Genomic DNA, 20,030 nt, shown 5'->3' with positions numbered 1-20,030 from the left:
AGAATATTGTCGAACTGCGGTAAAAAGAAAGCTCTGCTGTTACGATAACAGCAGAGCTTTCTTTTTATAGATTATGAATATGTTGTTTTTCAAAATTCTCAAATTGCTCTTCAACTTCTTTTGAAGGTTTAGTTAGTAAACTAACAATTATGATCACTAGTAAACTAATAGTGAAACCAGGAATCATTTCATATAAGAAATCTTTTAAGAATTTGAATTGAGTCCAAATAATTACTGTAGCGGCACCTGAAACCATACCAGCAAGTGCGCCCCATTTCGTCATACGTTTCCAATATAAGCTTAATAAAATAGCAGGTCCAAATGAAGAACCAAATCCAGCCCAAGCATATCCCACAAGAGCTAAAATCGTATCATTTTGTTTAAACGCTAATGCGCACCCGACTAAGGCGATAACAAGTACAGCCATACGACCGACAAATACAAGCTCTTTATCAGAAGCAGAACGTTTAAAGAATGTACGATATAAATCTTCTGTTATAGCACTAGAAGTAACGAGCAACTGAGATGAGATTGTACTCATAATCGCTGCTAAAATCGCTGCTAATAAAAATCCAGTAATAAGTGGATGGAATAAAATTTTTCCAAGTTCAAGGAAAATTGTCTCTGGATTAGATAATGTCAACCCTTGTTGTGAATAGTAAGCAATACCGATAAGACCAGTAAACATAGCTCCGACAACAGAGAAAATCATCCAGCCCATACCAATTCTTCGCGCGCTTTTAATTTCTTTTACAGACGAAATTGCCATAAAGCGTACGATAATATGAGGTTGTCCAACATAACCAAGGCCCCATGCGAATAAAGAAATCATTCCTAAAGTAGAGGCACCTTTAAAAATATCTAAACGTGTTGGATCTACAGATCGAATTGTGTCAAACGCAGGTCCAAGTCCGTTCGAATTCATAATTGTTACGATAGGAACAAGAATAAGAGCAATTACCATAATGATTCCTTGCACGAAGTCTGTCCAACTTACCGCTAAGAAACCACCAAATAATGTGTAAGCCACGACAACTGCTGCGACAATGAATAATCCAACATGATAGTTCATACCAAATGAATTTTCAAATAATACAGCACCTGAAACTAGTCCTGAAGCTACATAGAAAGTAAAGAAAATCATAATAACAAGTCCGGATACTAAGCGTAGCATATGAGATTTGTCGTGGAAACGGTGTTCCAAAAATTCTGGGATAGTAATAGAGTTGTTTGCAATTTCTGAGTAGGTACGTAAGCGAGGAGCGACATAAAGCCAGTTTGCGTATGCGCCTAGTGTTAGGCCGAGCGCAATCCAACTACTACTTAATCCAACGCTAAACATTGCACCGGGTAATCCCATTAAAAGCCAACCACTCATATCGGATGCTCCAGCACTTAATGCTGTTACTGCGGGGCCTAGTGTACGCCCGCCAAGCATATAATCTGTTAAGTTGGACGTTCGTTTGTAGGCGAAATAGCCGATTACTAACATCCCGAGCATGTAAATAGAGATAGAAGTTAAAGTTAACATCTGCGTACTCATGTAGTTCCCCTTCCTTTTGTAATGTCTTTTGATGCATTTTGCATATTTATAATCTATCATGATTATTCAGAAAAATCCATTCTAAAATACGAATTTTCTGAAATGTAAGCGTTTTTCGACAATGTTTTTCTTTTGTAATATATAATTTTATGACAAAAAACCTTAATTTAAATAGAGTATTTATTATATTTACATAAAAATAGGTTGTTTTGTCAATATAATATTGAATGAAGAAAAAATATTTTTTTCGGAAAAAGCATTGACTTTTTAGAAACGCGAGGAATATAATGAGTGCAACTTAAAAAAATGCAAGCGTTGATGAAGAAGAGTACACATGATGAACATGTCAGAGAGCTGATGGTTGGTGCGAATCAGTATGGAATTGATGTGGAATGGGCTTCGGAGCTTCCAAACCGAAACGAAAGAAGTAGGCTTTGGCGACATGATCTCATCGATATAAGAGACACGTATTATTTTTTGATACGGCAAAGTGCGTTACAATCGTAACGAATTAAGGTGGCACCACGGGAGTACCCGTCCTTTCTATAGGATGAGTACTCCCTTTTTGTGTATAAAAAATTAAATAAGCTAAATCGTTTAAGTAAGAAGAGTACGTATATTTGGAGACGTTTCAGAGAGCTGGGGAGAGGTGAGAGCCCGGTACGGTACCATATACGGAATGGGCTTACGAGAGGTATGCTGAACAATTGTTTTCAGTAGGCAACCCGGGTTCCGCCGTTACAAGGATAAGGTATATATTTTGTACCTGAATAAAGCGGGATGCTTTTGCGTCCAACCTGAGGTGGTACCACGGTAAATTTATCGTCCTCTACATATTTCGATATGTAGGGGACTTTTTTATTTTTCAGAGTGAGGTGAAAGGCATGATGACGAAAGAGGAATTTATGAAGCAAAAAGAACAAGGAAAAATATTTTTAGTAATCGCTGAAGAAGAAGGAGATAGCATTACGCCAATTTCTTTATATAGACGTATGAAAGGGAAGAAGAAATTTTTATTAGAAAGCTCACAGCTTCATCAAGATAAAGGGCGCTATTCTTACTTAGGTTGTAATCCGTATGGAGAAGTGAAAAGCGTTGGTATGGAAGTAGAACGAACAGTGTATGGGCAAACAGAAAAGCTGCAAGGTAACGTACTGCAAGTATTAGAAGATGTAATCGCACCAGCGCAAGTAGACAGTCCATTCCCATTTTGCGGAGGAGCGATTGGATACATCGGCTACGATGTAATTCGGCAGTATGAAAATATAGGAGTAGACTTACATGATCCATTAAATATTCCAGAAGTACACCTTTTACTGTACCGTGAGTTCATCGTTTATGACCACTTACGCCAAAAACTATCGTTTATATATGTATGCAAGGAAGATGAATCTGCTTCTTATGCAGAAGTATACGAGAGATTGCAAAGATACAAAGAGGAAGTGCTAAACGGAGAAGAAGAGAAGGTGAGTGAAGTAATATCATCTTTATCATTCACTTCTTCAGTAACTGAAAAAGAATTTTGTGAAATGGTAGAAACAGCGAAAGAATACATTCGGGCCGGAGATATTTTTCAAGTTGTATTATCTCAGCGTTTGCAAAGTGAATGTAAAGGAGATCCATTTGCATTATACCGGAAACTTCGAATTGCAAACCCGTCGCCATATATGTTTTATATCGATTTTGAAAATTATGTTGTACTCGGTTCTTCGCCGGAAAGTTTGTTATCAGTAAGAGAGGATAAAGTGATGACGAACCCGATTGCGGGTACGAGACCGAGGGGGAAAGCGAAGCAGGAAGATGAGGAAATCGAAAAAGAACTGTTAGGAAATGAGAAAGAGCGGGCGGAGCATATGATGCTTGTGGACCTAGGACGAAATGATATTGGCAGAGTAAGTGAAATTGGCTCTGTTACGATAGATAAATATATGAAAGTAGAGAAATACTCTCATGTTATGCACATTGTATCTGAAGTTTACGGAACATTGCGAAAGAAAATGAGTGGATTTGACGCATTAGCGTATTGTTTACCAGCTGGTACAGTATCAGGTGCTCCGAAAATTAGAGCGATGGAAATTATTAATACATTAGAGTATGAAAAAAGAAATGTATATGCCGGAGCAGTTGGATATATTTCATTCTCAGGAAATCTTGATATGGCGCTAGCAATTCGAACGATGGTTGTGAAAGATGAGAAAGCGTACGTTCAGGCAGGAGCGGGGATCGTCTACGATTCAGACCCGGTTGCTGAATATGAAGAAACATTAAATAAAGCGAGAGCGCTTTTGGAGGTAATGAAATGATTGTACTCATCGATAATTATGATTCATTCACATATAACTTGTATCAACTATTAGGCGAGTACGAGGAAGAAATTATTGTCGTAAGAAATGATCAAATAACAATTGAACAATTAGAGGAGATGAAACCGAAAGGAATTGTGCTATCACCAGGACCTGGGAAACCAGAAGATGCTGGAATTTGTATCGATGTTATTCATCACTTTTATAAGAACGTTCCCATCTTAGGAATTTGCCTTGGCCATCAAGCAATCATATCCGCATTTGGAGGAGAAATTGTTAGAGCAGAGTGCATTAAACACGGAAAAACATCGCGTGTGAAACATAACGGAACGTCAATCTTTTCGTACGTTACGCAGCCGCTAACGGCGATGCGTTACCATTCACTCGTTGCAGCGCAAAATAGTTTGCCGCAGTGTTTTGACATACTCGCGACAGCGATGGATGACGGAGAAATCATGGCAGTTCGTCACAACTATTATCCGCTCTTCGGGTTACAGTTTCACCCAGAATCAATTGCAACAGAAGAAGGCGGAAAGTTAATATGTGCCTTTTTAGCAGAAGTGAAAGAGGGGGAGAGAGTATGAACAGTTATCTTCGAAAATTAGTAGAGGGACAGCATTTAACAGAAGAAGAAATGTATGAAGCAGGGCTCCTGTTATTAAGTGACAACATATTGGAAAGTGAAGTCGCAGCTTTCTTAGTATTACTGAAAGCGAAAGGTGAAACCGCAGAAGAAATATACGGTCTTGTTCGTGCTCTTCGTGAAAAAGCATTACCGTTTTCAAACCATATAGAAGGTGCAATGGACAATTGCGGAACAGGTGGTGACGGTGCACAAACATTTAATATTAGCACAACATCGGCATTCGTACTTGCCGGAGCTGGTGTAAAGGTTGCGAAACATGGAAACCGCGCTGTTTCTAGTAAAACAGGAAGTGCTGATTTATTAGAAGAACTCGGTGTAAACATTAGTTGTACGCCAGGTGAGATTGACTACTTATTAGAAAATGTAGGGATTGCCTTCTTATTCGCACCAGCGATGCACCCAGCATTAAGGCGCATTATGAAAATAAGAAAAGAATTAAACGTTCCGACGATTTTTAACTTAATTGGACCGCTGACGAATCCGGTCAATTTAGAAACACAATTTGTCGGTATTTATAAACGAGATATGTTATTGCCAGTTGCACAAGTATTACAAAAGCTAGGCCGGAAACAAGCGCTCGTCGTAAACGGAAGTGGATTTTTAGATGAAGCATCATTACAAGGAGAAAACTGCGTCGCTATTTTAAAAGACAATGAAATAATCGAAATGAGTATTGAGCCTGAAAAATATGGTTTTTCAAGAGTGAAAAATGAAGAAATTAGAGGCGGGAATTCAAAAGAAAATGCAAAGATTACGATCGGAGTATTGAGCGGAGAAAAAAGCGTATACCGCGATACCGTTTTATTAAATGCAGGGCTTGCTCTTTTCGCAAACGGAAAAGCGGAAACGATTGAAGAAGGAATTAAACTAGCAACGCATAGCATTGACTCTGGAAAAGCATTAGAAAAATTAAACTTATTAATTACAGCAAGTCATGAAAAGTTAGAAAGGGTGAATTAAAGTGGGGACGATTTTAGACAAAATTGTAGAGCAGAAGAAAGTAGAAGTTGCGGAGTTATATGAAACATATTCACCAGTGAAAGAAAAAAGGAAAACAAACTCACTTGTGAAAGCTTTAGAGCAGTTTACTATAATCGCCGAAGTAAAGCGAGCGTCTCCATCAAAAGGCGATATTAATTTACACGTTGATGTACCAAAACAAGTAAAAACATATGAAGAATGCGGCGCTGGAGCAGTTTCGGTTTTAACAGACAGTCAATTTTTTAAAGGATCGTTTCACGATTTACAAACGGCAAGAGCAGAAAGTAACATTCCGCTTTTATGCAAAGATTTTATAATCGATAAGATTCAAATTGATAGAGCTTATGAAGCAGGAGCAGATCTTATTTTATTAATCGTTGCAGCATTGTCAAAAGAAAAATTAAAAGAGCTTTATAACTACGTACTAGAAATGGGATTAGAAGCGATTGTTGAAGTTCATGATGAACAGGAATTAGAAATTGCGATTGAATTACATCCGCACGTTATCGGTATTAACAACCGTAATTTAAAAACGTTCGAAGTAGATTTAAGCCAAACTGAAAAGCTCGGAAAACGACTGAATGAGGAAAATCTACTTTGGATTAGTGAAAGTGGTATTCATTCAAAAGAAGATATCATCAGAGTCAAACGAGCTGGTGCCAAAGGCGTATTAGTCGGAGAAGCACTTATGACAACATCTTCTATTAGTAGCTTTTTCGATGAATGCAAGGTGAAAATATGAAAGTAAAGATTTGCGGTATTACTGATATGGAAACAGCGAAACGTGCTTGCGAATACGGAGCGGATGCAATCGGTTTCGTTTTTGCAGAAAGTAAACGGAAAATCACTCCAGGACAAGCGAAAGAAATTATTGGGGAAATTCCAGCACACGTTTTAAAAGTTGGTGTTTTCGTAAATGAATCAGTAGAAGTGATCCGGAAAATTGCAGAAGAGTGCGGGTTAACACATGTGCAATTGCATGGGGACGAGGAAAATCACCATATTAGAAGATTGAATATTCCGTCTATAAAAGCGGTAGGAGTAGCTTTAGAGAAAGATATTGAACATGCGAAAAAATACGAAACAGATTACATGTTATTTGATAGCCCGAAAGAAAAGTTTCATGGTGGGAACGGTAAGACATTTTCATGGGAGTTACTCGCGCATATGCCAAACGATTTGCGAGAGAAAACGATATTAGCTGGCGGATTAAACATCCTTAATATAGAAGAAGCAATTCGAACCGTTCAGCCATATATGGTCGATGTGAGTAGCGGAGTAGAGACAGAAGGAAAGAAAGATTTAGAGAAAATAAAACAATTTATTAAAAAAGTGAAGGAGTGTTCCAAATGAATTACGCATATCCAGATGAAAAAGGTCATTACGGTATATACGGAGGACGATACGTTCCAGAAACGTTAATGCAATCCGTATTAGAGTTAGAAGAAGCGTATAAAGAAGCGATGCAAGACGAAGCGTTTCAAAAGGAATTAAATCATTATTTACAAACGTATGTTGGAAGAGAAACACCGCTTTATTTCGCTGAAAATATGACGAAGTATTGCGGCGGTGCAAAAATCTATTTGAAACGTGAAGATTTGAATCATACGGGAGCTCATAAAATTAACAATACAATTGGTCAGGCACTTCTTGCGGTAAGAATGGGTAAGAAGAAAGTTGTCGCTGAAACAGGAGCAGGACAACACGGAGTTGCAACAGCTACTGTATGTGCACTTCTCGGTTTAGAATGCGTCATTTTCATGGGAGAAGAAGATGTGAGACGACAAAAATTAAACGTGTTCCGAATGGAATTACTCGGAGCGAAAGTAGAAAGCGTTGCGGCAGGTAGCGGCACGTTGAAAGATGCGGTGAACGAGGCACTTCGTTACTGGGTTTCACATGTACACGATACGCACTACATTATGGGGTCAGTTCTCGGACCACATCCATTCCCGCAAATTGTCCGTGATTTCCAAAGTGTAATTGGAAAAGAAACGAAAAAACAATATGAAGCGTTAGAGGGGAAATTACCAGAAGCAGTCGTTGCTTGTATCGGTGGTGGTAGTAACGCAATGGGAATGTTTTATCCGTTCGTACACGATGAAGAAGTTGCCCTTTACGGCGTAGAAGCAGCTGGAAAAGGCGTTCATACAGAAAAGCACGCAGCGACTTTAACGAAAGGAAGCGTCGGTGTTTTACACGGGTCGATGATGTACCTTCTCCAAAATGAAGAAGGGCAAATTCAAGAAGCACACTCTATTTCAGCTGGACTAGATTATCCAGGTGTTGGACCAGAACATAGTTTATTAAAAGATATTGGACGCGTTTCTTACCATTCGATTACAGATGATGAAGCGTTAGAAGCGTTTCAATTATTAACGAAAAAAGAAGGGATTATCCCGGCATTAGAAAGCTCACATGCTGTCGCATACGCTTTAAAATTAGCACCGCAAATGAAGCAAGACGAGGGGCTTGTCATTTGTTTATCCGGCCGCGGTGATAAAGATGTAGAGAGTATAAAACGTTATATGGGAGAGGTGTAAAAAATGGGAGTAGAAAAAATTACAGCAGCGTTTGAAAATGGCAAGAAAGCATTTATTCCGTACGTAATGGGCGGAGATGGTGGACTTGAAAAGTTAAAAGAAAGAATCCGTTTTCTAGATGAAGCAGGAGCAAGCATCGTTGAAATTGGTATCCCATTCTCAGATCCAGTCGCAGATGGGCCAACTATTCAAAGAGCAGGAAAACGAGCGCTAGATAGTGGTGTAACATTAAAAGGTATTTTTCAAGCATTAATAGAGGTGAGGCAAGAAGTTCAAATTCCATTTGTACTTATGACATATTTAAATCCAGTACTCGCATTCGGAAAAGAACGTTTCATTGAGAGCTGTCTTGAAGCAGGTGTGGATGGCATTATCGTTCCAGATTTACCGTATGAAGAACAACATATTCTTGCATCGCTTCTCCGCGATGCGAATATTGCTTTAATTCCACTCGTTACCGTAACAAGCCCTATTGAGCGAATCGAAAAAATTACGAGTGAATCACAAGGATTCGTCTACGCCGTTACGGTAGCTGGTGTAACGGGAGTACGCCAAAACTTTAAAGATGAGATTCATAGTTACTTAGAGAAAGTAAAATCACATGTCCACTTACCAGTAGTCGCGGGATTCGGTATTTCAACACGAGAGCAAATAGAAGAAATGATTACAATATGTGACGGTGTTGTTGTTGGGAGTAAAGTGATTGAGCTGTTAGAAAATGAAAAGCAAGAGGAAATATGTGAGTTAATAGGGGCAGTCAAACAAACAGAAGAGGCGTAAGTCTCTTCTGTTTGTTTTATGTAAAAAATGTTAAAATATACAAAAGATTACTTCTAACTTAGAGGGGGAGAAGGCATGTTAAGACGTAAACTATTATATCTTCTTTTAACCGTACCACTATACGCTTGTCTAATTAGCATGACGAAAATAGAATTATTGGCTCTGTTTCTAGGATATTTATTCATCTTCTCTAATCTAAATCGGATTCATGAGCAATCTACTTTAGAAGTATGTATATTTTCCTTCATTATAGGACTATTCACTATCGTTTCGATTGCACTGCTAAATGAATTATTTCAGTGGATACATTCATTTTCTTTAATGAAATTTTGGAATGTTGCATTGCAGGTAGTATGTGTTTATATTGTGTTTGCTGTTTTAGAAAGAATGCTGGGGCAGCAGACGGTTTTTCAGGATAAAAGAAAATGGGAGTGATTCAAAAAGGAGCCGCTTGGCTTCTTTTTTGAGTCTGTTACAAAAATAATTGAAAATTATGGTATCTGTTATATAATAGTTAAAATTGTACTTTTTACGAAAAGAGATGATAGCATGGCCATATTGTTGGCACTGATCCCAATTATGATGATTTTCATTTGTTTATTTTTATTTAAACAAACGTCATTAAGGTCCTCGTTAATTTCTTACGCTGTGTCTGTTGGAATCGTTTTACTCTCGCCAACATTTCAATTAGGGATAAGTGAAACTGTGCACGCAACGATTAAAGGTTGGTTAATTTGTTTTATTGTCGGGTACGTTTTATTTTTCGGTATTTTTTTATTTCACCTCATGAACAAAATGGGGTATATCGATCAAGTAGCTCGTTTTTTAGAAGAAGTTACTCACGATCGCTTATTACAAATGCTTCTTATGTGTTTTGGTATTTGCCCACTAATTGAATCAGTAAGTGGATTCGGTATTGGTTTTATGGTAGCGGCACCTATTTTTCTTTCATTAGGCTATAAACCATTTCAAGCTGTACTGCTTTCATTTATCGGCTTACTCGCAAGCTCGTGGGGCGCAATGGCAACTGGTACGATTATCGGTTCGCAGCTTATAAATATGCCACTTACGACACTTGGCACAAATACAGCACTATTAAGCATCCCGATGTTTGCTTACTTCATCATTCTTTCTTTGCACGTTGTTGGTGGCAGGCAGGCAGTTATTGAAAAGTGGAAGGAAGGAGTAGGATTCTTTCTATTATTTTCTCTCGGAATTTACCTTTCTAACGCATACGTAAGTGTTGAACTAGCAGGGATATTAAGTTCTATCGTTACAATTACATTTGGCTTTCTTATCATTAAACTAAAAGGGAAAAATGAACAAACCCTTATAACAGAACATGCTGCGGCTACGGAGAGAGAAGTATCGATTATAAAAATTATTAGTCCTTATATCTTTTTAACAGTTTGTATTTTACTTTCTCGCCTCGTTCCAGCATTACATGATTTGTTCAGATCATATGCAGTTCTCGATTTAAAATCATATTCTTACAAACTAGAGCTACTATATTCGCCAGGATTTTGGCTCGCCATGACTTGTTTATTTACAATTATTTTCTTCCGTATTCCATCTAATATTATTAAACAATCACTCTCGCAAACGATAAAACAATGGATTCCTTTCGCAATTACAACGACGATGTTCATTGCGATTTCAGAACTAATGGGTGCATCTGGTATGCATTCATTACTCGCAAAGACAGCTGGTGAAACATTTGGTACCTTTTTCGTTTTCGTTGCTCCGTTCATTGGAGGAATTGGCGGCTTTTTAACAGGTAGTAACGCAGGATCAAATGCGATGTTTATTAAACTCCAAATGCAAACAGCACAAAACGTAGCACTCCCGTGGCAATACGTCACAACACTGCAAAACACAGCATCATCAGTAGCGACAATCGCTTGCCCATCACGTATAACACTAGGCGCTTATTTATGTAATATCCCTTATCGTGAAAACGAACTACTAAAGAAGACGACGTTAATGATTTTTGGTGCGGTGTTGCTTGTAGTGGTAGAGGTGATTTTTTGGTATATGTTGAGAAAATAAAAAATCCTCCTGGCAAAGGAGGATTTTCTTTTTATATGGATAATGCCTTAAGTATGAATAGCTTCTACTAAATGAATAGGAGATGAAATGTATGCCCTTAAAAAACTACGGTGTATTAAAAGGTACAGTTATACAATCTAAGATTGGAAAAGGGAAAACACCTCATTATCAAGTTCATTTACAAGGCGAAGCAGGAGTAAATTATCGTATTGCAATTAACGTAAAGTCGCAAAGTTATCCGTCGGAAGTTTTATATTTTGCAAGTAGTAACATTCGGTCAGAGGCGATTCATATTTTACCAACATTACCGTTCGGCTTTACAGAAGTGAAAAATAATGAGCCGAAAGTCGCTTTAGATTATGTAAGAGGTAATTTATTTGATTCGAAGCAAATGATTCCTTTACCTGCTGAAAAAGCAGGAGTGGATAATGATTTGAATGAAAAAATAGAGCAGTATATAAAGAGAGCAATAGAAGAAAAAGCGATTATTTACGCGTTCGGTGAAAGATGGGGACCGGAAGAAACTACACCTGATTCCTACTTTCATTTTAAACCAGGAAACGGTATACATGATATTCATATGAATCAAGGAAATGTAGAGAAATGGCAAGGTGATGAGGGCAGATGGCAAGACGGGGGAATACTCATTCACTTTGAGAAGGAAGAAGAATGGATAGGTATCTTTCTTGCATTCCAGTCGCAGTCATGGTGTACCGATGAAGAAGGGCATGCTCGTGTTCCGGTTGAGAATTGTGATTATAAGAGGGAGAAATGATTAGAGGAGGTAGTTCAAAATGAACTACCTCCTCTAATTTTATAAAACACAAAACTCACAAGTGTAGAAATACAAGAGAAAAGCAGCGCCACACTAGAAAACGCGATGAGATACATATTATATTTCATAACTTTGCCGATTAGTTGGTTACTATCGTACTGAAACAGTCCCGCTATTATATTGAATAAAAATAATACGATAAACATTACGATGACGCCGTCTATTGATCCTTTAATGTCTGGTTTACTTAAAGCGATATGTGCGGAAATACAAATAGCGATAAATAAAAATAACCAAAAAGAAGGGGTCAATAAATTGCTCATTGTAAACAAGCTTTTTAATAAAAAGAATGTTGATAAAAACATGTTTTGAATCATGTCTAAGTTAATAGAAGTCGATGCAATCGTTGTTTCGAGAGTCGTATTAAATAAAGAATATGACTCGGGTACGAAATAGCGCATTAAAAGTATTAAGGTAGTAATACCAGAAATAATAGGGCCGATGCCGATAAAGAAATTCCCGATTCGTTGATATATACTTTTTTGATTGTATTGATGTTGTACGTAACCTAGAGCTCCTTGACTTGTATCTGTTGGGAAGAACTGCGTTGCTACAATTTTATGACGAAATAATAGACACATAATTGCATGTCCAAACTCATGAACGGGAACACCGATCCATGCAGTCAAAAGAAAGCCTTTCCTACCAAAAGCTCTCGACCAATACATTCGTGTGAGAGATTCTAAATAACCTAATATAAATCCAATTACAATGATGATTCCAATTAAAGAAAATAATTGGATCACACTTGTAAGGAGTGTTTGAAAAATCGAGTTTACAAATTCCACTGTCTTCATCCAATCTGTTTAAAGTTGCACTTTATTTGCTCTGTTTCATAATAACATTATTTTTCTATATTACTAGCACACATAGTTTCGTTTAAAAGAAGGATTTTATATTCTTTTTCTTGTAGTCATGTTTTATGTCCAAAGTCATATATTGAATTTGTAACACCCTATAAGGTATATGTTTAAGGAGGGATAAGAGAATGAAATGTCCGGCGTGTAATACAGAAAATGCAGCGGAAGCAAAGTTTTGCGGAAATTGTGGACATTCGTTAGCGGAAGAAGCCGTAGCAAGTGGTGCACAGGAAGAAGGACAGCAACAAGCGCGCATAGCACAAGGAAAGGAAACTCGACCAAATGAAACAGTAGAGCAAGCAAAGCGGTTTGCGAGTGGCTATTTTCAGTTTTTTAAACATGCGTTAAAAGCACCGACAGCGATTATGAAGAGTGGAGATATTGAAGTGCGAAATGGAATTGCAAGCCTTGTACTTATTTGTTTTTTAGGAGCATGTATTTTTTATAGAATGATGAGCGCAGCGACAGCTGTTACGAGAACGTTAGTACCAGATATATCCACCCCTTCTTTCTTTGGAGAATCTTTGACGGTCTTTTTATTTTTATTAATTTTAACTTTATTTATTGGTTTTATCATTTTTGTAAGTGGAAAGATGATGAAATCGTCGTTTTCCTTTATAGAAGTATTCGGCATATGGGGCACGATAGCGACGCCAGCTATTGCTATATTAGTTCTTTCTTTTCTGTTTAGTTTCCTATTGATCTTTTTTTTACCAGTATTATTAGGGATGGCTACAACTTATATGGGTATTAGTATAATTGTATCTATATTAAAACTGGACAGCGGTGGATTGGATCCTGTTTACACACTTCTTATCGCAAGTGTTTTCATTGGGATTGCAACATGGATTGTACTTTGGTCTTACATTAACACGATAATTCAAACCTTTACCGGGGGATTAACAGGCTTCTAATGAAAAGGTGGCTGAATTGATGAATGTATGTACAGAGTGTGGGGGTAAGTTCGAGGACGGTGTGCAATTTTGTCAAAACTGCGGGATGAAGAGGGGAAATCCTGTAGTAAAAAAGCAGAAAATGAGCAACGGGACAAAAATTGGCATTACACTTTTAGCACTATTTGTTATAGCGATTGGTGGACTATATTTTTATGGATCATCGTATTATTCGCACTCAGCGCAAGTAGACCGGATAATTACTGTTTTACAAGAGAGGGACGGGAAGCAGTTAGCTGAGATGGTCACGACAGATGACCCAGCGGTTATTGTAAATAGAGACAGTTTAACGCCTCTATTTTCATATATAAAAGAAAATCCATCTTACGTGAATGAATTGAAAGAATATTTGAGGCAAGGTGAAAAACAAGGGGATGGAATAGAAAGAGCAGATTTTTCTTTAACGAAAGACGGGAAACATTTCTTTTTATTTGATCGGTATAAATTGAAAGCGAAGACGTATTATACGACTCTGCTTACAAATGAAAAAGGGACATCTTTAAAATTGAACGGAAAAGAAATTGATAAGACAAATGACAAAAAGTTTGAGAAGCAATATGGGCCGTTTCTTCCAGGAGCTCAAGTATTTCAATCCGAATATAAAAATGACTATGTAAAACTATCACGTGAGGAAAAGGTTGTACTTATGAAACAAAGTCAAAATAATGTAACGATAGATTTAACGTTGCAAGGGCAATATATTACAGTTCAAACGAATGAGCCTGGTGCAACATTATATGTGAATCAAAAGCCAGTTACAGCATTGACCGGAGAAGAAATTACGTGGGGGCCGATAGCGACCGATGGAAGTGCGGCGATTTATTTAGAACGAAATGGAGAAAATGGAAGGGAAATGACGAAGGTAGAAACGGTAACGGCACTTTCGGCTTATAGCCTTCCATTTCAAAAGAAAAGTACAGAAAAAACAGTTGTTTACAATGTTACCCCACCACCTGCGACTGGGTATGTATATAACGGCTTCATCTTCCCTGATAGTGATACTCGTAAATTAACGAGTGCGGATTTGAGATATTTAACGAAAGAACGATTGAAAATTGCTAGAAATGAAATATACGCAAGACATGGACATATTTTTCAAACAAAGGATATGCAAGCGTACTTTTTAAAACAGTCTTGGTATAGAGAAAATCCGTATTTTACAGGGAAGTTAACGGATATTGAAGTTTATAATGTTGAACTTATCAAATCAAGAGAATAGAACGCGTGAAAAAGGTACAGTGTATATTACTGTACCTTTTCTATGGTGATTTAGCTGGATCAGGATCCCTTGAGAAAAAGATGTGAAAGAGAAATGTGACTTTACTTGCTTTTCCTGATGTACTAGCCTGTACAGCGGATAAAGAACTAGACGTTAAAGCTGCTTCAGAATGGGGTGGTACGACTATTTTGAGCGCATCATCATCATCTGATGTAGTAACTGTTATTGTATCGGGAGATAAGTTAACGATTTTAACAGTACCGATGGGGAAGATGGACTTACCAGCGTGTGATGCAGAAGCGAAACGGGTAGCTTTCCAAATAGTTTGTGCGAAAGTATCATCGTTAGATAACCAAGCGCGAGCGCTGTATATTGTTGCGTTAATGGAAAACTCTTGTTCAAGCGGGAGGGCGGGTCTCGGTTCTATCGGTTCCTCTGGAAGCTGGACGAGAAGGCCGGCGCACATGTATGTTTCACCTACTTTCAATAGTTACTGTTATAGCATATTAAACATCTTGTTTATAAGACACGACGATTACCTATTCATACATAGTCTTGTGCACCAAATTTGTAGATTAAATTCTCTTTCTTTACAATGGAAGTAGGTGTTATTTCTATAAAATATGGAAATCGTAAAGAGTATGTAAAAAGAAGGAGTGGTAAAGTGAACTATGTCATTATTGGCGGAGATGCAGCTGGTATGAGTGCAGCAATGCAAATTATTAGAAACGATGAAACTGCAAATGTTGTTACGTTAGAAAAAGGTGAAATATACTCATACGCTCAGTGCGGACTACCGTATGTGATTAGCGGTGTTATCGCTTCTACTGAAAAGTTAATTGCACGCGATGTAAAGACGTTTCGTGATAAATATGGAATTGATGCGAAAGTACGCCATGAAGTAACGAAAGTTGATACTGAAAATAAAATCGTGTATGCAGTACATACGAAGACGAAAGATGTCTTTGAATTTTTATATGATCGTTTATTAATTGCGACTGGTGTACGCCCTGTTATGCCGGATTGGGAAGGTAAAGATTTACAAGGTGTTCATCTTTTAAAAACAATTCCCGATGCTGAGCGTATAGTAGACACGCTACAAACAAATAGCGTTGAGCACGTAACGATTATTGGCGGCGGTGCAATTGGTCTAGAGATGGCAGAAACATTTGTAGAACTAGGAAAGAAAGTAAGAATGATTGAGCGAAACGATCATATTGGCACAATTTATGATGCCGATATGGCGGAATATATACATAAAGAAGCAGACAAACATAATATTGAAATTTTAACAAATGAGAATGTAAAAGCGTTTAAAGGAAAAGAAAGAGTGGAACAAATTGAAACAGATAAAGGGACGTATAAAACTGATCTCGTTTTAGTATCTGTCGGTGTACAGCCAAATACTGATTTTCTTGAGGGGACAAATGTACATAAAAATCATAAAGGTGCAATTGAAGTAAATGCTTATATGCAAACAAATGTGAAAGACGTATACGCGGCCGGAGACTGTGCAACGCATTACCATGTTATAAAGGAAACTCATGATCATATCCCGCTTGGAACGACTGCGAATAAACAAGGGCGACTTGCCGGACTCAATATGGTTGATAAACGAAGATCATTTAAAGGTACGTTAGGTACAGGCATTATTAAATTTATGAATCTGACGCTCGCAAGAACAGGCTTAAATGAAAAAGAAGCGAAAGGGCTAAACATCCCATATAAGACGGTCAAAGTAGATTCAACAAATATGGCGGGTTATTACCCGAGTGCTTCGCCACTTCACTTGAAATTACTATATCACGCCGATACGAAACAATTATTAGGAGGACAAGTAATTGGAGAAGAAGGGGTAGATAAACGCATTGATGTTATCGCAATGGCACTTTTCAATAAAATGAGCATTCACGATTTAGAAGATGTCGATTTAAGTTACGCACCACCATATAACAGCGTTTGGGATCCAATTCAACAAGCAGCAAGGAGAGCGGAATAGCACTTTTTAAAGTGCTATTTTTTTGTTAAAGGGGAATAATCATTTTTGTCGAATAAAGAGATTTGGGAAATAGTTACATATAGGGAAGGGGATCTTTAAAAATGGTTGTGGCACTTCAAAAAGTCCAAGAATTAGAAAAAGAAATGTTACGTAATTTGTATGTACTATATCTTCATGACCTTTCTAAGTTCACTACTAATATAACTATTGGAGCGGACGGCTTTTTTGAATACGAAGATTTGGACACGTTTTGGAAAATTGATGGAATCACTCCATATTTCATAAAAGCTGATAATAGTATTGTAGGATTTTTATTACTATTGGAACGTCCATTTTTGAAGAAAGAAAACGACTTTGGCATTAATGATATTTTCATATTGAATCAATACAAGGGAAAAGGAATCGGTAAGCAAGTTATTGAAAACTTACTAGAAGAGAAACGAGGCAAATATTTCGTTATTGAGCTTGTGAAAAATGTACCAGCTGTTTCTTTTTCGAAGAAATTATATAGAGAGCTAAACATTGAATTTGATGAACGAAAACAGCTAATTGATGATGAGGAATGCTTCGTGCAGACGTTTAAAATATAATGGAATTGGTGCTCCGTATGTAGTACTTTGAAATTTAACTTTATTTCGAATATACCGTTCACCCTTGAAAAACTTAGTACTTATCGCTTATATTGTCATATAGTATTTGTTTTTTTAACGCATTATCCGAAAGAAGTCTCTTTCCTCAAGCGTGTGAAGGACGATAGTCCAACGGTAGGTGGGAGATGAATTTCGGTTTGGTGTAGCCAAAAAATTGGTTTTCATATTTATTTCACCTCTGATATAATCAGTCTTATAAGAGGTATAGTATGGTATAACGATGAAATTAGATAATAATAACATAGTGTTCATGTTGTGTTATCACTTTTGGTGGTTGGCTATAGATAAAGTAAAGCAGTCTATGGGAAATCAAGTCAAAAGGGAGATGAACTGATATGAAAAAGCATAATAAGGCGTACAAATTTCGTCTGTATCCAACAGAAGAACAAGCATATCTGATCCGTAAAACTTTCGGGTGTGTACGCTTTGTATATAACAAAATGTTGGCTGAACGAAAAGAAGTATATGAAAAACACAAAGAGAACAAGGAAGAACTGAAGAAACAAAAATTTCCTACTCCTGCGAAATACAAAGCAGAGTATGAATGGTTGAAAGAAGTCGATTCATTAGCATTGGCCAACGCTCAACTAAACTTGCAAACTGCGTATAAGAATTTTTTTATTGGTCAAAGTGATTTTCCTACATTCAAAAGTAAAAAGAGTAGAAAATCTTATACAACGAATCGAGTAAACGAAAATATTATGTTATTTCATGGTTATATCAAATTACCGAAATTGAAAATGGTGAAACTGAAGCAACATAGAGAGATACCGCAAAACCATACCATCAAATCATGCACGATTTCGATGACACCTACTGGTAAATACTTTGTATCGATCTTGACTGAATATGAAAAAGAGATTGTGCAAAAAGAAGTAGAAAGTGTAGTTGGATTAGACTTCGCAATGGCTGAACTGTACGTGAGTAGCGAAGATGAGAAAGCCAATTATCCTCGCTTTTATCGTCAGATGTTAGACCGATTAGCAAACGCACAACGAATATTAGCAAGACGTGTGAAAGATTCAGCACGTTGGAATAAACAACGCATCCGTGTAGCTAAGTTGCATGAAAAGGTCGCAAATCAACGTAAAAATTTCCTTCATCACAAGTCTAAAGAATTGGCTACTCATTTTGACGTTGTAGCCATAGAAGACTTACATATGAAAGGAATGTCACGAGTACTTCACTTTGGTAAAAGTGTTGCGGACAACGGTTGGAGGATGTTCACGACATTTTTAGCATATAAGCTACAAGAACAAGGGAAACAGCTTGTAAAAATAGATAGGTGGTTTCCTTCTACAAAGATGTGTAGTCGTTGTGGAAACAGAAAAGGTATGTCTCTATCTGAACGTACGTATGAGTGTTCTTGTGGACTAACAATGAGTCGTGACTATAACGCAGCTATCAATATCAAAAAGGAAGCTATCCGCTTATTAGCGTTGGCATAAATAGTAACAAAATAACCTTTGGAACAAGGGAGTTAGCTCGGCTGTCCTAAGACAAATTCGTTAGCTATCAAAAGTAACGATTAACCGAGAAGCCCCCACTTCAAGTAAGCTCGCAAGAGATACTAAGTGGTGGGTAGTTCACCAAAGCAATGAACGAACCAGGGGGCACAGTATGGCAATTAACATGAATACAATCGAAGAATGGATTGCTGAATCAAATGCAAGAAACGAAGAAGACTTAGGAAACGTTGTTGAAGAGATGAAAGAAGTATGTGTCGGACTTGATAACGCGACATTAATTTATACGAAAAACGTATTTTGTTTCGGTAAGAAAGTAGAAGTATTGTTTTTCTTCCAAGATCAAGTCGTTATCGGAGAAGAGAAGGAAGAGTATATTGAGATTGAAAAATTAAAGTATGATGATATTACAAATAGTAACTTAAAAACAAATGATAAAAATACAACGTTAGAATTAAAGTTTGCTAACGGGAAATCTATCAGTTTAGATAGCCTGAATGATAACTACGGTACGAAAAATTGGCTATTTGCAAGACAAATTAAGAGTATCTTTAAATTAATCTAGTAAAAAAGTAGACCTTGAAAGGTCTGCTTTTTTACTTATTTCCTATTACGCAAAGGCATCCTCTTTCTTCGTAATATTTCACGCTTGTAAATCCCGTCTTATAAAAAAGGTTTACTAATTCTTCGGTCGTCTTAAATTTATCCATATGATATTGGATTTTGAAAGTTTCAGCGACTAGTAAAAAGGATCCGTTCGGTTTTAAGATGCGAAATACTTCTTTCATATCGTGTTCAAAATCGGGCCAAAAGTAATGGGTTTGAAGGGCGGTAATGAGATCGAAGAAGTTCGTATTGTATGGAATAGAGGACACACTTGCCTGATGAATGATTATTTTTTCTGTTTTTACATCCTTCATATTGGTTTTCTTTGAGTCTTCAACAGCCTGTTCTGAATAGTCAATGCCGTATATTTTTCCGTGGGGAGTTACTCTTGAAAGGCTATGTATTGTTTTCCCACCTCCGCAACCGATATCTAAAATAACTGCATCTTCACGTATATGTATTTTTTGTAAAGCCCAATTTGTTAGTCTCGTATGCGCAGCATTCATAATGCAAAGCATAGAGGAACCAATTGTCCCACGAGGATTTTTCGCTTGCTCGATTAATCGTTGTAAAATACCCAATTCAAGCTCTCCTTTT

20 protein-coding genes and 2 other annotated features are annotated in these 20,030 nt (G+C 37.3%); of the genes, 16 read left to right on the top strand and 4 right to left on the bottom strand.

The features are described 5' to 3' along the window. Window positions 1–64: 64 nt before the first annotated feature. Window positions 65–1,543, bottom strand: a complete 1,479-nt coding sequence (putP, locus tag MR071_RS20750; protein WP_242237784.1) for a sodium/proline symporter PutP — start codon at window positions 1,541–1,543, stop codon at window positions 65–67. A 306-nt stretch (window positions 1,544–1,849) separates the two neighbouring features. Further along, window positions 1,850–2,088 (top strand) — a binding site (T-box leader). Window positions 2,089–2,130: 42 nt separating this feature from the next. Further along, window positions 2,131–2,376, top strand: a binding site (T-box leader). A gap of 51 nt (window positions 2,377–2,427) precedes the next feature. Here putP and trpE point away from each other — a divergent pair. The 10 genes from trpE (at window position 2,428) to MR071_RS20700 (ending at window position 11,620) form a co-directional block, all read left to right on the top strand. After that, complete coding sequence (gene trpE / locus MR071_RS20745; protein ID WP_242237783.1) at window positions 2,428–3,846, top strand: anthranilate synthase component I; 1,419 nt, start codon at window positions 2,428–2,430, stop codon at window positions 3,844–3,846. Then, a complete protein-coding gene (locus tag MR071_RS20740) occupies window positions 3,843–4,430 on the top strand; it encodes an anthranilate synthase component II (protein WP_242237782.1) in 588 nt (195 codons plus the stop codon). Before trpE ends, MR071_RS20740 begins: the two co-directional genes overlap by 4 nt. Continuing rightward, the gene (gene trpD / locus MR071_RS20735) at window positions 4,427–5,452 is read left to right on the top strand and encodes an anthranilate phosphoribosyltransferase (protein WP_242237781.1); all 1,026 of its coding nucleotides are present in this window, start codon (window positions 4,427–4,429) and stop codon (window positions 5,450–5,452) included. Before MR071_RS20740 ends, trpD begins: the two co-directional genes overlap by 4 nt. A 1-nt stretch (window position 5,453) precedes the next feature. Further along, the gene (trpC, locus tag MR071_RS20730; protein WP_242237779.1) at window positions 5,454–6,215 is read left to right on the top strand and encodes an indole-3-glycerol phosphate synthase TrpC; all 762 of its coding nucleotides are present in this window, start codon (window positions 5,454–5,456) and stop codon (window positions 6,213–6,215) included. Further along, entirely contained in the window at window positions 6,212–6,826 is a 615-nt protein-coding gene (locus tag MR071_RS20725; RefSeq protein ID WP_105584219.1) for a phosphoribosylanthranilate isomerase, read from the top strand. Before trpC ends, MR071_RS20725 begins: the two co-directional genes overlap by 4 nt. Further along, on the top strand, window positions 6,823–8,016 hold the full coding sequence (gene trpB, locus MR071_RS20720; RefSeq protein WP_242237777.1) for a tryptophan synthase subunit beta: 1,194 nt from the start codon (window positions 6,823–6,825) through the stop codon (window positions 8,014–8,016). The genes MR071_RS20725 and trpB overlap by 4 nt, the downstream gene beginning before the upstream one ends. A gap of 3 nt (window positions 8,017–8,019) precedes the next feature. Then, window positions 8,020–8,796, top strand: coding sequence for a tryptophan synthase subunit alpha (gene trpA / locus MR071_RS20715; protein WP_242237775.1), 777 nt, complete (start codon window positions 8,020–8,022; stop codon window positions 8,794–8,796). Between the two features lie 75 nt (window positions 8,797–8,871). Next, a complete protein-coding gene (locus tag MR071_RS20710; RefSeq protein WP_242237774.1) occupies window positions 8,872–9,231 on the top strand; it encodes a DUF4029 domain-containing protein in 360 nt (119 codons plus the stop codon). 114 nt (window positions 9,232–9,345) lie between these two features. Next, window positions 9,346–10,845 (top strand): L-lactate permease, encoded by a 1,500-nt coding sequence (locus MR071_RS20705; protein ID WP_242237773.1) that lies wholly within the window; start codon window positions 9,346–9,348, stop codon window positions 10,843–10,845. A gap of 91 nt (window positions 10,846–10,936) precedes the next feature. Next, window positions 10,937–11,620 (top strand): DUF2278 family protein, encoded by a 684-nt coding sequence (locus MR071_RS20700; protein WP_242237772.1) that lies wholly within the window; start codon window positions 10,937–10,939, stop codon window positions 11,618–11,620. 14 nt (window positions 11,621–11,634) lie between these two features. On the opposite strand, the gene MR071_RS20695 is transcribed toward MR071_RS20700, so the two are convergent. Further along, window positions 11,635–12,468 (bottom strand): hypothetical protein, encoded by an 834-nt coding sequence (locus MR071_RS20695; protein WP_105584213.1) that lies wholly within the window; start codon window positions 12,466–12,468, stop codon window positions 11,635–11,637. A gap of 200 nt (window positions 12,469–12,668) precedes the next feature. Here MR071_RS20695 and MR071_RS20690 point away from each other — a divergent pair, with 200 nt between their 5' ends. Both MR071_RS20690 and MR071_RS20685 read left to right on the top strand, forming a co-directional pair. Then, window positions 12,669–13,454: a zinc ribbon domain-containing protein gene (locus MR071_RS20690; RefSeq protein ID WP_242237771.1), complete on the top strand. Its 786-nt coding sequence runs from the start codon at window positions 12,669–12,671 to the stop codon at window positions 13,452–13,454. Window positions 13,455–13,473: 19 nt separating this feature from the next. Beyond that, window positions 13,474–14,712 carry a TcaA 3rd/4th domain-containing protein gene (locus MR071_RS20685; RefSeq protein WP_242237770.1) on the top strand — a complete coding sequence of 413 codons (1,239 nt, stop codon included), beginning with the start codon at window positions 13,474–13,476 and terminating at the stop codon, window positions 14,710–14,712. Window positions 14,713–14,752: 40 nt separating this feature from the next. Here the strand turns inward: MR071_RS20685 and MR071_RS20680 are convergent, their stop codons facing one another. Further along, window positions 14,753–15,178 carry a S8/S53 family peptidase gene (locus tag MR071_RS20680; protein WP_242237769.1) on the bottom strand — a complete coding sequence of 142 codons (426 nt, stop codon included), beginning with the start codon at window positions 15,176–15,178 and terminating at the stop codon, window positions 14,753–14,755. Window positions 15,179–15,376: 198 nt separating this feature from the next. Between MR071_RS20680 and MR071_RS20675 the strand changes: the two genes are divergently transcribed. The 4 genes from MR071_RS20675 (at window position 15,377) to MR071_RS20660 (ending at window position 19,392) form a co-directional block, all read left to right on the top strand. Continuing rightward, complete coding sequence (locus tag MR071_RS20675) at window positions 15,377–16,711, top strand: FAD-dependent oxidoreductase (RefSeq protein ID WP_242237768.1); 1,335 nt, start codon at window positions 15,377–15,379, stop codon at window positions 16,709–16,711. A 101-nt stretch (window positions 16,712–16,812) separates the two neighbouring features. Beyond that, complete coding sequence (locus MR071_RS20670; protein WP_242237767.1) at window positions 16,813–17,301, top strand: GNAT family N-acetyltransferase; 489 nt, start codon at window positions 16,813–16,815, stop codon at window positions 17,299–17,301. A 395-nt stretch (window positions 17,302–17,696) separates the two neighbouring features. Beyond that, window positions 17,697–18,809 carry an RNA-guided endonuclease TnpB family protein gene (locus MR071_RS20665; protein WP_375337515.1) on the top strand — a complete coding sequence of 371 codons (1,113 nt, stop codon included), beginning with the start codon at window positions 17,697–17,699 and terminating at the stop codon, window positions 18,807–18,809. A 172-nt stretch (window positions 18,810–18,981) separates the two neighbouring features. After that, window positions 18,982–19,392: a DUF3908 family protein gene (locus MR071_RS20660; protein WP_105584208.1), complete on the top strand. Its 411-nt coding sequence runs from the start codon at window positions 18,982–18,984 to the stop codon at window positions 19,390–19,392. Between the two features lie 31 nt (window positions 19,393–19,423). Here the strand turns inward: MR071_RS20660 and MR071_RS20655 are convergent, their stop codons facing one another. Next, window positions 19,424–20,014: a class I SAM-dependent methyltransferase gene (locus tag MR071_RS20655; RefSeq protein WP_242237766.1), complete on the bottom strand. Its 591-nt coding sequence runs from the start codon at window positions 20,012–20,014 to the stop codon at window positions 19,424–19,426. Window positions 20,015–20,030 lie beyond the last annotated feature (16 nt).

This window comes from Bacillus cereus group sp. BfR-BA-01316 (assembly GCF_022664195.1).
In the GTDB taxonomy this organism is placed as follows: Bacteria; Bacillota; Bacilli; order Bacillales; family Bacillaceae_G; genus Bacillus_A.
Note: the sequence above shows the minus strand (reverse complement) of the source record. Positions and strands in the feature narration are given on the sequence as shown.